Source organism: Xanthomonas sp. NCPPB 1067 (genome assembly GCF_020783795.1).
GTDB lineage: Bacteria > Pseudomonadota > Gammaproteobacteria > Xanthomonadales > Xanthomonadaceae > Xanthomonas > Xanthomonas melonis.
The window spans coordinates 1-13,592 of record NZ_JAJGQG010000039.1 but is presented as its reverse complement, the minus strand read 5'-3'; the positions used below and the strand labels follow the sequence as shown (position 1 = coordinate 13,592).

The window sequence follows — 13,592 nt, the reverse complement described above, 5'->3', positions numbered from 1 at the left end:
CACGCCACACCCGGCCGGCGCATACTCGGCGGCGACCTCACACGGACCATCACGATGAAGAGAGCATGTCTTTTGCTGCTGCCGCTGTTGCTGCTCGGCGGCTGTGCCACCACCAATCCCGGCGGCGGCAGTGTGCCGGCCAATGCGGACGTCACCAGCAAGACCATGGGCAATGGCGACAAGGTGGACGAATACCGCGTCAACGGTCAGCTGGAGATGGTGCGCATCACGCCGGCACGCGGAGCGCCGTACTTCCTGTACGACCGCGACCACGACGGGCATACCGACGCGGAGAAGGACAAGGTCAACAAGGTGTATTGGCAGCTGTATAGCTGGTGATTCGGGATTCGGGATTGGCAACAGCCGGAGGCGTGACACGCGTCGGCTGTGCGGGGCGCTCAGCCGTCATCGAGCGGGCCGGTGACGCGCTGCAGGTCGTCGATGCCGGCTGGGGCCAGTTCCTTCATCAAGGCCAGGAAGTCGCGGCCCACCAGACGCTGTGCGCGGCGCAGCAGCATCGGCACCGGGCTGGAAGGCTCGCAGCGCGCGTAGTAGGCGCAGATCTCGTCCAGGCGACGCAGCACATCGTCCGGGCCGGCGATGGCGCCGGGCGGGCGGGCGCTGCCGGCTGCGGTGGCGGCGCCCTCGCCTGCCGATGTGGCGTCGGCTTCCGGCAGGCCGGTGGTGGCGCTGCCGTCGCGGGCCTGCCAGTGCGGCAGCACGAAGCGTTCGAGTTCGCGCAGGTCGGTCAGCAGCGGGCGCAGGTCCGGCGCGGCCGTGCCCAGGCGCTCGGTCAGCAGCGCATCGATCGCGCGCGCCTGGGCCGAGGCATCGCCAATGGCCTGAGCAGCGGCGGCCAGGATCTCCGGTGCGCAGTCCTGGCAGCAGGCCTCGATCTCGGCCAGGCTGGGGCCGCTCTGGCCGTCGGGCAGTTTGATGCTGCCGTTGGCCACGCGCAGGTCGCGCAGGCTGAAACGGCCCAACCGCGGCGACTGCACGAAGGCGGTGGTGCGCAGCACGCCGAGCAGGCCCATCGGGTCGCTCAGCCCGACCAGGGCGTTGACGCGCGAGGTGGGGTCGTTGTCGTCCTCGGCATCCAGCTGCGGGTGCACGCTGTCCCAGTGCCGGTCGAGCAGGCCATGGATCAGCGCCAGGGTGTCGGCCCAGCCCGGCAGCCCGCGCAGGCGCAGCCAGGCCGCGCCGAGCCGGCTGGCCACGCGCAGGTCGCGGCTGCGCCGGCTCAACTCCAGCGCCAGCGTCTGCACCTTGTCCCAGTCGGGCTCTTCGGCAGCGATGACCGCATCGCCCAAGCTGCGCTCGGCGCGCACCGCCGCTTCGCGTTCCAGGCGCAGGAAATCCGGGTCGTACTCCAGGTCCGGGCCGGCCGGAGCGTCGTCGCTGACCGGTGCGAGCAGGGTCTGCAGGGTGGTGGTGTCGTGCATGGCGCAGGCTCCGTCTGGATGCTGCCGCGGTGCGGCGGCAGCGAGGCGATCACTGGGGGGCGCAGACCGCGTCCGGGTCGCCGGCATCGCAGGCCGGCTGCTGGTCGTCGGGCAGGCGCAGGCCCGGACGGATCAGGCCGAAGGCGCGATACGGCGTGCCGGAGGCGGACAGATCGACAAAGGCGATGGTGCGGCTGGCCGAACTCTGCGCGCGGCCGGCGAACGCGGAGGCCGGCACGTTGAAGCTGGAGCCGCCGCTCAGATCGAGCAGGCCGCCGGCCGCGGTGGTGGCATTGAAGTACGCCGGCGGCATGCCGACGAAGCCGATGGTCTGGCTGCCGGTGCCGATCAGGTAGATCGGATCCTGCTGGGTCCCGATACGGCCGGTGGCCGAGAAGCTGCCGGTGCCCTCGCGCAGCGTGGCGCGGCCTTCCTGCAGCAGATCGCCGCGTACCGACAGGTAGAGCGCGCTGTTGCCGGCGTCCACGCTGTAGACGCTGCCGTTGGCCAGTACCAGGGTGAGGTCGCCTGCGTTGGTAAGGCTGAAGCCGTCGTTGGCGGTGAAGTTGCCCAGGCGTACCACCCGGTTGCCGAGGAAGCTGTCGGCATCGCCCAGCGTCACCGGTCCGTTGGCGCTGCCGCCGAGCAGGCTGGCAGTGAGCGTGCTGCCAGCGCGCTGGCGGATGCCGGCCGCAGCCTGCAGCCAGCTGGTGGCGCCGCTGAGCTGGCCATCCAGCAGCAGGGTGCCGCCGCTGTTCAGGCGCAGCAGGGCACCGCCATCCACGCGCCCGCTCACCTGCAGCGTGCCGGCGCTGAATACGTCCAGGCCCTGCGCGCTGAAATCGGCCAGGGTGCCGATGGCATTGCCGGCGCCGGTCAGCGTGGCCGCACCGGCGGCGCTGCCGCCGAGCTGGCCGGCACGCAGGCTGCCGGCGCTCTGGGCGATGGCACCGCCGCTGCGCAGGCTGACGGTGCCGGCAGTGAGGTCGTGACCCAGCTGCAGCGCGCCGCCGCTGGCCACTGCGACGGTGCTGCCGGCGATCGCGCCGCTGCTGGAGAACTGGCCGCCGGCCTGCAGGTCCACCGCACCGCTGGCCTGCACGGCAGCGGCGAGATCGTTGCGGTCGACGATGGCGATGCGGCCGCCACGGGCCTGCACATTGCCCTGGAAATCGTTGCCGGCATCGGTGAGCACGATGGCGGCGGTGCCGGCATCGAGCGTGCTGGTACCGACCACTGTCAATGCGCCTTGCTGGTTGATACCGGCAGCATCGGCTGCAGGCACGGCAAGCGCCTGGGCAGTCATCGCGCCTGGCGTGGCCGATACCGCTGCGCCGCCGCTACGCGCGACCAGCGCACCGCCAATCCGCCCCTGGCCCAGATCCAGGCCGGCGCCGCTGGCAACGTCCAACGCGCCAACGTCCAGATTGCCCAGCGTCAGCCCTGAGCGATCGCGCACACGGGTATCGCCACCGCTCAGGCTGAGGGCCGACTGGAAATCGTTGCCTGCATCGGCCAGCACGATGGTCGCACCGGCGCTGTCGATGCGGGTGGCGCCGGTCACGGTCAGCGCACCGGTCTGCGTCACCGCACCGCCGTTGCTGGCGGCATCCAGATCGCCATTGACCAGGCCAAGACCCAGGTTCAATGCACCGTTGCTGGCGACACTCATTGCGCCGGTGTCGAGTGCATCCAGGGTGAGCGCATTGGCATCGCGCACGCGCGTGGCGCCGCCGGTCAGCGCCAGCAGTCCCTGGAAATCGTTGCCCGCCGCGTCCAGCGCAATGGTGCCGCTGCCGGCGTTGACCACGGTGTTGCCCGCGACCAGCAGCGCACCGCCGGTTTGGGTGATCGCCGCATTGGTGGTGTTCAAGCTCAGCGTGCCGCCAGCGGTGAGCGCGTCGGTCAGGACGATCCCATTGGCACCGGTCACTTGCACATCGCCACCGCGCAAGGCGCCATTGGTGCGCAGGCTGCCGCCGTTCGCGATCAGGGTCAGTGCGCCGTTGCCGGTGTCGATCCGACTGGCGGGCAGGTTCAGGCCTGCACCTGCAACCAGCGATACGGCTGCATCGGCGCCGCCCTGCACGGCAGCGATGCTCAGATCGTTGCGATCACGCAGCGCGATGGCGTTACCTTGCAGCGCAATCGCACCCACGAAGTCGTTATCGGGATTGATCAGGGAGATGTCGCCGCTGCCGGCGTTCAAGGTTGACGCACCGCCGACCGAGAGCGCGCCGCTCTGGGTGATCGCGGCGTTGCCGCTGCTGCCGTTCAATGCACCGCGCACCACGCCACGGCCGAGAGTCAATGCGCCATTGCTGCTGGCAGTCAGTGCATTGGTGGACAGCGTGCCGAAGGTGAGTGCATTGCCGGTAATCCGTGCATCGCCTGCGGTGAGGTCGATGACGCCATTGAAGGCATTGCCCGCTTGACCGAGCACAACGTTGCCGCTGCCGGCATCGATGGTGGTGGTGGTGCCGACGGCGAGCGCAGCGGCCGTCTGGGTGATCGCCGCATTGGTGCTGCTCAGCGTCAGCGCCTGGGTGGCGGTGATGCCGTGGCCGATGGTCAGGCCGTCACGCGCGGACAAGGCCACGTTGCGACCGCGCAGGTCGCCGCCGGTGCTCACGCTGCCGCCGTTGGCGATCAGGCTGAGGTCCGCACTGCCGGTGTCGAGGGTCTGTGCGGAAAGATTCAATGCGCCGCCCGCGGTCAACGCAATGGAGCCATTGGCGCCGGCATTCAAGGCGGTGATGGTCAGAGTACCGCTGTCGGCAACGGCGATGCCGGTTCCGGTGAGGCCGATGCCGGTGCCGAAGCGGTTGCCGGCGCCGTTCAGCGCGATGCTGCCGCTGCCTGCATCGACGGTGGTGGCACCCACCACGTTGAGTGCGCCGCCACTCTGGGCGATCGCGGCATTGCTGCTGCGCAGGTCGAGGGTGTTGGCGGAGACGGTGTGGCCGAGCGTCAAACCATCGCGGGCGAACAGGGTGACGGTATTGCCGCTCAGCGCTGCGCCGGTGCTCAGTGCGCCGCCATTGGAGCTCAGGGTCAGGTTGCCGTTGCCGAGCGCGATGGGCTGCGCCGACAGGCTCAAGGTGCCGCCGGCAGTCACGGCGACATCGCCGTTTCCGGTACTGGTCAGCGCGGCAATGCCGAGATCGTTGCTGTCGGTCAGCCCGATGCCGTTGCCGGCCAGGCTGACGGTGTTGAAGTCGTTGCCGGCGCCAAGCAAGGCGATCGATCCGGTGCCTGCGTCGACCGTGGTGGCGCCGCCAGCGGTCAGTGCGCCGGCATTCTGGGTGATCGCTGCATTGGTGCTGCTCAGCGCCAGGTTTCCGGTGGCGTTGATCGACTGGCTCAGCGTCATGCCGTCGCGCGCGGACAGCGCAACGTTGCGCCCGCTCAGGCTGCCGCCGATGTTCACCCTGCCGCCGTTGGCGGTCAGGTTGAGATCGCCGCCGCCGGCGTTCACGCTGGTCGCCGGCAGGGTCAGGCTGCCACCGGCCGTCACCGCGACATTGCCGTTGTTGTTGCTGGTCAAGGAGGTGAGGGTGAGATCGTTGCGGTCCTGCACCGTGATGCCGGAACCGGCCAGGGTCAGGCCGCTCTGGAAATCGTTGTTGGCATTGTCCAGCGTGATCGATCCGCCGCCGGCGATCACCGCGCTTGCCTGGCGAACGGTCAATGCGCCGGTCTGGGTGATCGCATGGCCGCTGCTGATCGCCACCAGGCTGTCGGCGCTGCCGCTTCCCAGCGTCAGCGCGCCATCGCTGATGGCGGTGAGCGCACCGGTGGACACGGCGCCCAGCGTCAAGGCGTTGCTGTCGCGCACCAGGGTGCCGCTGCCGGTCAGGTTCACGACGCCGCGGAAGTCGTTGTCGATACGGCCCAGCGCGATCGAGCCGCTGCCGGCGTTGAAGGTGGAGGCGCCACCGATGCTCAGGATGCCTGCGGTCTGATTGATCGCGCTGTTGTTGGTGGACACCGACAAGGTGCCGCTGCCGGTGAGACTGCTGATGCTGGTGGCCAGTGTCAGCGCGTTGCCGCTGAACAGCGAAATGGCGTCGCCGACGAGATCGCCGCCCAGCGCCAGCGCGCCGTTCTCGGCGCGCAGCGTCATGACGCCGTCGCTGGTCAAGCCGGTGGCCGGCAGCGACAGCGCATTGCGTGCGGTGAGCGCGATGTTGCCGGTTCCGCCATTGACCAGGGAGGTGACGCTCAGGTCGTTCGCGTCGACCACGCCGATGTTGCGCCCGGTCAGCGCGATCCCGCCCTTGAAGTCGTTGTCGCGCTCGAGCGAGATCGCGCCGGTGCCGGCATCGACGCTGGCCAGACCACCGACGTCCAGAACCCCGGCGTTCTGGGTGATTGCCGCGTTGCTGGCGGTCAGGCCCAGGGTGCCGCTGGCGGTGACGTCGTGATTGAGGCTGAGGCCGTCGCGCGCGCGCAGGCTGACGTTGCCGCCGGCCAGGCTGCCGAGCGTGCTCAATGCGCCGCCATTGGCGGTCAGGCTGAGCGCGCCGGTGCCGGTGGAGAGATTCTGCGTGGGCAGCGTCAGCGCCCCCTCGGCCGTCAGTGCGATGGCGCCGTTGGCACCGCTGGTGAGCGAGGTCACCGTCAGATCATCGCGATCGTGCACGCTGATGCCGGTGCCGGTCAGGCTGACGCCGCTGCGGAAATCGTTGTCGACGTCATTGAGCGCGATCGTGCCGCTCCCAGCATCGAGGTTGGCGGCACCGGTGACGATCAGCGCATCTGCCTGGCCGATCGCAGCATTGCCGCTGGTGGCGGAAAGAGTGCCGGCGACCGTGCCGCTGCCCAGATTCAACGTCCCGTTGCTGGTGACGGTGAGGTTGCCGCTGTTCAGCGCGCCCAGCGTCAGCGCGCCGCTGTCGACGATCTGCGTGCTGCCGCCGGTCAGGCTCACCGCCTGGCGGAAATCGTTGCTGCCGGTGGTCAGCGTGATCGCGCCGGTACCGGCCTGCAGGGTGCCGGTGCCGGTGACGGTCAGGCCGCTGCCTGCGGACTGGACGATCGCACCGTTGTTGCTGGTGGCGACCAGCGCGCCGTTGACCGTGCCGCTGCCCAGATCGAGCGCGCCGTTATTGGTGACGGTGAGATCGCCCGTGCTCAGGGTGCCCAGCGTCAGCGCACCACTGTCGGCGATCTGCGTGGTACCGCCGGCCAGGCTGACCGCCTGCCGGAAATCGTTGCTGCCGGTGGTCAGCGTGATCGCACCGGTGCCGGCCTGCAGATTGCTGGTGCCGGCGACGGTCAGGCCGCTGCCGGTGGATTGGCTGATCGCGCCATTGTTGCTGATGGCGACCAAGGCGCCGTCGATCGTGCCGCTGCCCAGCTGCAATGCGCCGGCACTGGTGACGGTGAGGTCGCCGGTGGTCAGCGTGCCCAGGGTGAGCGCGCCGCTGTCGGTCACCCGCACGGTGGCGCCGGTGAGCGACAGCGGGCCGCCGAAGTCGTTGCCGGCGCCGTCCAGGCTGATGGCACCGCTGCCGACCGCCGCGGTGGCGGTGGCGGAACCGGCGGCAACGATCGCGCCGGCGGTCTGCACGATCGCCCCGGCGTCGCTGGTCAAGGTCAGCGCGCTGCCGGAGCGCAGATTGTGGCCCAGGCCCAGCGCATCGCGCGCGCGCAGGGTCACCTGGTTGCCGCCGAGCGCGCCGGCCGTGCTCAGTGCGCCGCCGAGCGAGATCAGCGACAGATCGCCGGTCCCGGTATCCAGCGCCTGCGCAGGCAGGCTGAGCGTGCCGCCTGCCAACAGGCTGACGGCGCCGTTGCTGGCGGGGGTTAGCCCGGCGACGGTGAGATCGTTGGCGTCGCGCACCGAGATGCCGTTGCCGGCCAGGCTGATTGCGCCCTGGAAGTCGTTGCCGGCATTGATCAGCGTGGTGGTACCGCTGCCGGAATCGAGGGCGCTGCTGCCGGTCACGGTCAGCGCGCCGGCCTGGGTGATCGGCCCGCCGTTGCTGGCGGCGCTCAGGTTGCCGCTGACCCGGCCGCCGCCCAGCGTCAGCGCGCCGGTGCTGGTGGCCGAGAGCGCGCCGGTGCTTAGCGTGCCCAGGGTGAGGCCATCGCGGTCGTTGAGTTGCACGTTGCCGGTGGTGAGGTTGAGCGCACCGCTGAAATTGTTGCCAGCCCCGGTCAATGTGAGCGCACCGGTGCCGGTGACGGCGGTGGTCACGCCGGCAACGGTGATATCGCCGGCGGTCTGGGTGACCGCGGCATTGCCGGTGGTCAGGATCAGCGTACCGGCGTCGATGTCGTGGCCGATGCCGATGCCGTCGCGCGCGCGCAGGTTCACCGTGCCGCCACGCACGCTGCCGGCGGTGCTCAAGGCGCCGCCGTTGGAGGCCAGCCGCAGCGATGCGGTGCCGGTGTCGATGGCGAAGGCGGCCAGCGTCAGGGTGGCGTTGGAGAACAGATCGACCGCGCCATCGGCACCGCTGCTCAGTGCGGTGATCGACAGATTGTTGCGGTCGTGCACGTTGATGTCGGTGCCGGTGAGACTGAGCCCGCCGGTGAAGTCGTTGCTGTCGTTGCCCAGCGCGATGGCACCGCTGCCGGCGTTGATGGTGCTGTTGCCGGTGACGTTCAAGGTGCCGGTCTGGCCGATCACGCCCCCGTTGCTGATGGCCGTCAGTGCGCCGCCCACGGTGCCGTTGCCCAGCGTCAGGGCGCCGGTGCTGGTGGCGCTGAGCGCGCCGGTGCTGAGGCTGGACAGCTGCAGCGCGTTGCGGTCGACGATCTGGGTCGCGCCACCGCTGAGGCCGACGGCCTGCTGGAAATCGTTGCCGCCGTTGGTCAGGGTGATGGCGCCGGTGCCGGCCTGCAGGTTGCTGGTGCCGGTGACGGTTAGGCCGCTGCCGGTAGATTGGCTGATCGCACCGTTGTTGCTGGCGGCGACCAACGCGCCGCTCACGGTGCCGCTGCCCAGGTTCATTGCGCCGGTGCTGGTCGCGGTGAGGTTCCCGGTGCTCAGCGTGCCCAGGGTCAGCGCGCCACCGTCGGTGAGCTGCGTGGTTCCGCCGGTCAGGCTCACCGCTTGCTGGAAGTCGTTGCTGCCGGTGGTCAAGGTGATGGCACCGGTGCCGGCCTGCAGGTTGCTGGTGCCGGTGACGGTGAGGCCGCTGCCGGTGGATTGGCTGATCGCACCGTTGTTGCTGGTGGCGACCAGCGCGCCGCTCACGGTGCCGCTGCCCAGGTTCAGCGCGCCGCTGCTGGTGGCGGTGAGGTTGCCGGTCGTCAACGCGCCCAGGGTCAGCGCGCCGCTGTCGGTGATCTGGGTGGCACCGCTGCTCAGGTTCACCGCACCGGTGAACTGGTTGCCGCCGTCGGTGAGCGTCAGCGTCTGGCCAGCCAGCGAGAAGGTGCTGGTGCCGCCCACCGTCAGCGCGCCCGACTGGGTCAGGCCGATGGTGTTGGACACGCTCAGGTTGCCCAGCGCATCCACCGCGCCCAGCGTGGCGATGCGGTTGCTGCCGGTGAAGCTGGCGCTGCCACTGGTCTGGCTGAACAGGGTTCCGGCGGTCAACGCGCCGGTCTGCTGCACGCTGCCGTTGGTGGAATAGTTGATGCTGCCGCTATCGACGTCGATGCTGCCATTGCCGCCGATCGCCACGCCGGAAACGCCATTGGCCACCAGCGACACGTTGCCATCGCTGCCGGACAGCGCCGCGGCACGAATGACGCCGCTGTTGTTGATCAGCTGGTTGAAGATGCCGGACGCCGCGCGCGCCTGCAGCGTGATGGTGCCGCCGGGTGCGCTCAAGGTGCCGCGGTTGTCCACCGCCAGGCTGTCCAGCGCCAGCTGCAGCCCCCTGTCGACGACGACGCCGAAGCCGCCGGTTTCGAAGGTGAGGGTGACCCGGTCGGCACCGGCGAGGTTGATGTTGCCGGCGGTGGCGGTAATGGTGCCGTCGTTGACCACCTTGCCGCCGATCAGGTTGACCGAACCGGCGGCGGCATTGATGGTGCCGCTGTTGGAGGTCAGCGCCACCGTGTTGCCACCGGCGTCGAGGACGTCGTTGCCGCTCATGAAGTTGGCGGCGGTCGTGCCCAGGGTACTGGCCACCAGTCCACCGACATTGATGTTGGCGGTGCTGCCGAAGATGATGCCGTTGCTGTTGAGCAGGAACACCTGCCCGTTGGCGTTGAGATTGCCGAAGATCTGCGTCGGGTTGCCGCTCTGCACCAGGTTGAGCACGGCGGCGTTGGTGGAGGGCTGGTTGAAGGTCACCGTGGCCGCCGAGCCGATGTCGAAGGCGGACCAGTTCAACGCCATCCGGCTGGAGGTCTGGTCGATGGTCAGGGTCGCGCCGCTGGCCGCGTTGATGGTGCCGGTACCGCCGGCGATGCTGCCACCGGTGGGCAACTGGTTCGCCGCCACGGCCTGGGCCCGGCTAGCGGCCGGCATGCCGATCAGGGCAGCGGCCAGCGCGAGGGCGAGCGGGCAATGACGCAACGGGAGCGTGCGCGGCGACGTCGCAGGATGGGTGGTGGCGTGCATGCGCAGATCCCTCAGAAAGTGAAGCCGAAACGCGTGTAGATGCGGGCGTCGTCGCGTCCGTCGGACGCATTGCGGCGTCCGGTCGGCAGGGCGGCGGTGAGGCGCCATTCGAAATTGGCGTACTGCGGCAGGCGGAAGGTGAAGCCCACACCGGCGGCGTCGAAGGTCGACGGTGCGGCCACGCCGTTGGCTGCGTACACGCGGGCGTGATCGGCGAACACGTCCAGTTCCAGCAGTTCGCGCCACGGGCGGCCGTTGAACGGCGAGGCGACATCGGCAAAGCCCGGCGCATCGACGTGGTATTCCAGCGCCGTGTAGTAGCCGCGGTCGCCCAGCGCATCGGACACCGGATAGGAGCGCACGCTGTCCGGTCCGCCGACGGCGAACTGCTCCAGCGGCGCCAGCGTGTCGTCGCTGTATTGGCCGCTGAACTTGAAATACAGCCGCTGGGTGCGGGTGAGGTATTGCAGGCGGGTGTAGGACAGCCGCGCCAGGGTGAAATGGCTGTCGCGATCGGGGCTGACCAAATCCGGGTCGGCCGAGCCGTCGCGCAAGGCCTGGCGCACGCTCACCTGCAGCAGATCCACACCGCGCCAGCGCAGATCGGTGCGGCGCAACGAGGCGCCGAGTTCGGCCACGTCGAAGGATTGGTCCGAGAGCTGGGTGCCGGCCGCCTCCAGCCGCGAGGTCTCGCGCAGATACCGCGCCGAGCCCTGCAATTGCAGCAGGTCGCGGTTGATGAACTTCCAGTCGGCGCCGGCGTACATCACCGCGGTCGGCCCGCGCAGACCGAGCCGGGCGAACACGCCATTGCGCACTTCCAGCTCGCTGCGGCTGGCGCCGACCACCGCACTCAGGCCGGACACCTGGCCCACCGGCAGCGCATACGACAGCGCGCCGATCTGGCTCTGCCGCGGCGACAGCGAATACGCGTAGTTGGCGGCGAACACATCGCCCAGGCCGAGCGGGCTGTTCCAGGTGATGCCGGCCTGCGCGCGGTAACGGCCGGTGAGTTCGGTGCCGTAGTTGTTGCCGCCCAGGCTGATGACGTACGGGCGCGTGGACTCGCTGGCGACCAGCACCACGTCGGTCTCGCCGGCGTTCTGGCCGGGCTGCAGCACCGAAGACAACGACACGCCGGGCAGATCGCGGGTATACAGCAGTGCGGTATCCACGTCCTGCTTGCGCAGCGGGCGGCCTTGCAGCTGGCGCAGCGGCGCAGACAGCGCCGAGCCACGGTAGCGCGCCGCGCCCTGCACGGTGATCTGGCCGATGCGGCCTTCCAGGACACGGATCTCGATGATCCGGTCCGGGCCAGGGGTCTGCGCCGGCAGGTAGGCGGTGCTGACGATGAAGCCGGCCTCGCGGTAGGCACGGGTGATGGTGTCGGCGACCGCCTGCAACTGGTCGAAGCGCAATGCCGCCTCCGGCTGGCCCTGCGCCAGCGCGGCGAAGGCGGCATCGGCCACGGCCTGGATGCGCGCCGGGTCGATACCGGCATCGGGGTAGTTGCCGACGTCGCGCACGCGAAAGCCGCGCACCGGCAGGGTCGCTGCGGCGTCGCCACGATCCTTCAGCGCCGGCAAGGCGGCACCGGCGGCCGGTGCTGCCGAATCCTCCTGCCCCTGCGCCCACGCTGGTGCGGCCAGCAGCAGGCACGCGGACAGCGCCGCGGCCAGATACGTCATACGCATACGTCACTCACCCCTGAAAACTTCCGTTGTCGCGCGTGCCCGAACGGCTTTACTGCGCATGCGGCGAGCGTGGTGCCCCCATGACGCTCGACCTGGTTGCGCTCGCCCCTGACTGAACGTCGGTCTAACCCCGACGTACATTTATGGAATGTTAGCAAGATTAGTGCGACGGCGATCACTAATACGAGCATTCCTCCCGCACGTGCGCGGAATCGGCTGAACCGATTAACCGGTGGCGGCAGACCCGGCCGCTCGCCCGCGGCAGGCGAGCGCGGATTGCGCAAGGTCACCCCCTGCGCCTGCCGCGCCGCCTCCAGCACGCGACGGCGGCGCGCCCGGTATTGCGCGCGGTCGAGCTGCCCCTGCTGGTGCGCCTGCGCCAGGGCCTGGAGTTGCGCACTGGCCGGGTGCTGCGGCAGGCCGTCGTGGCTCATGGCAGTTCCCGCAGGACGCGAAAGCCCACGTCCGGCTGCGCCGAGCCGTTATCGCCGCGGCTGGCCTGCACGCTGCAGTCGGACCAGTAACTGGCGAAGCTGCCGCCGCGCGCCTGTATCCCGGCGCCGCTGGACACCCATTCCCAGACATTGCCGGTGAGGTTGATCAGCCCCCAGGGATTGGCATCGCGTCCTCGCGCCGAGACCGGCGCACGCGCCGCATCGCCTGCACTGGCGGTGGGCGGTATGCAGTTGCTGTCCTCGGCCTGCCGCCAGTTGGCGGCCGCCTGCGCGGCATGCAGCCATTCGGCATCGCTGGGCAGGCGGTAACGCCAGCCGCCGCTGCCGATGGTCAGCCAGCGCAGATAGGCGCGGGCCTGGCTCAGGCTGATGTTGCGCACCGGTGCCCGCGCCAGCTCGGGGGTACTGGCGGCTTGCGCGGTGCAGCGGCCGGTGGCCTGGCAGAACAGGTTGAAGTCGGCCACCGTCACTTCGCCACGCGAGAGCGCATAGGGCCTGCCGCCGGCAACACCGGGCACGACCACCAGCATCGGCCCGCGGGTGTCGCCCAGGGTGTCGAAACAGGCCGCGCCACGCCCGGGCAGGCCGGCGCCGCCGCACGGGTCCGGGCCGGTGGGCAGCGGCGGCAGGCTGGCATCTTCGTCCACGCTGCCGGGCAGTGGCGCGGCGCTGGCACTGTGCGCGGTCGCCGGGGCGGCACCGGCGGGTTTGGCGGCGGATCTGCCGCGTGCCGGCCTTGCCGTGGCCGCGGCGGGCGCCTCGGTGGCGCTGCCGGTCGGCACGCTGTCGGGCGCAGGCGCATCGGAGCTGGCTGCGCGTTGCAGGCGTGCGGACAGCGTGCCCTCGGGAAGCTGGCCGGCGGTTTTCATCTGCGCTTCCAGTTGCGCCATGGCGGTGGCATCGCTGCGATACAGCGCCTGCAGGCGCTGGCCCAGTGCCTGGCGCTCGCCGGCCGGCAGCGTGGCCGCCGTCATCACCGCGGCGACCACCGCATAACGGGCCTGCGTCTGGCGCAGCTCGGCGCGCTGACCCAGCCGCTGCACAGCCTGCGCCAGCAGCTCGGCGGCCTGCGCGTAACGTCCCTGCGCGAACGCATCGGCGGCGGTGTTGCGATACACCTGCGCCAGCAACTGCGGGCCTTCGCTGCGCAGCAGCGGATGCTCCGGTTGCAGGGCGCGGATGCGCGTCAGCGCATCGCCGGTCTTGGCCAGGTCGTTGGCGGCGGCGGCGCGGCGCAGCGATTCGATCCGCCCGGCCAGTTCGGCCTCGGCGCTTTCGCGTGCCAGCGCCTGCTGCAGTTGCTGCTCCAGGGTCTGCAGGCGCGTGCGCTGGGCCAGCAAGGCGGCCGACTGCGGGGCAAGGCCCAGGCCGAAGGCCACCAGCGCCTGTGCGCCGGCCAGCTGCGCCGGATCGGACTGCGCGGCCACCACGCCGCCGATGGCCTCGGCCACCGCGCCCGCCTGCGTGCTGC

At 70.2% G+C, this 13,592-nt stretch carries 5 protein-coding genes; 1 reads left to right on the top strand and 4 read right to left on the bottom strand.

The features are described from left to right. The first annotated feature begins 54 nt into the window (after nt 1–54). Nucleotides 55–339 (top strand): DUF2782 domain-containing protein, encoded by a 285-nt coding sequence (locus LL962_RS19380; protein ID WP_104587773.1) that lies wholly within the window; start codon nt 55–57, stop codon nt 337–339. A gap of 59 nt (nt 340–398) precedes the next feature. On the opposite strand, the gene tssA is transcribed toward LL962_RS19380, so the two are convergent. The 4 genes from tssA to LL962_RS19360 form a co-directional block, all read right to left on the bottom strand. Then, nucleotides 399–1,442, bottom strand: a complete 1,044-nt coding sequence (gene tssA / locus LL962_RS19375; RefSeq protein WP_228318086.1) for a type VI secretion system protein TssA — start codon at nt 1,440–1,442, stop codon at nt 399–401. A gap of 49 nt (nt 1,443–1,491) precedes the next feature. Then, the gene (locus LL962_RS19370) at nt 1,492–9,972 is read right to left on the bottom strand and encodes a two-partner secretion domain-containing protein (protein ID WP_228318085.1); all 8,481 of its coding nucleotides are present in this window, start codon (nt 9,970–9,972) and stop codon (nt 1,492–1,494) included. Between the two features lie 11 nt (nt 9,973–9,983). Next, nucleotides 9,984–11,660, bottom strand: coding sequence for a ShlB/FhaC/HecB family hemolysin secretion/activation protein (locus tag LL962_RS19365; RefSeq protein ID WP_228318092.1), 1,677 nt, complete (start codon nt 11,658–11,660; stop codon nt 9,984–9,986). A gap of 436 nt (nt 11,661–12,096) precedes the next feature. Next, nucleotides 12,097–13,592, bottom strand: a 1,496-nt coding sequence (locus LL962_RS19360) for a formylglycine-generating enzyme family protein (RefSeq protein WP_228318084.1), incomplete at its 5' end; no start/stop codon positions are given.

What these genes read in the sequence shown, in the direction of transcription:
- LL962_RS19365 (WP_228318092.1), bottom strand. Translation starts at nt 11,660, where the DNA reads ATGACGTATCTGGCCGCGGCGCTGTCCGCGTGCCTGCTGCTGGCCGCA.
- LL962_RS19370 (WP_228318085.1), bottom strand. Translation starts at nt 9,972, where the DNA reads ATGCACGCCACCACCCATCCTGCGACGTCGCCGCGCACGCTCCCGTTG.
- tssA (WP_228318086.1), bottom strand. Translation starts at nt 1,442, where the DNA reads ATGCACGACACCACCACCCTGCAGACCCTGCTCGCACCGGTCAGCGAC.
- LL962_RS19380 (WP_104587773.1), top strand. Translation starts at nt 55, where the DNA reads ATGAAGAGAGCATGTCTTTTGCTGCTGCCGCTGTTGCTGCTCGGCGGC.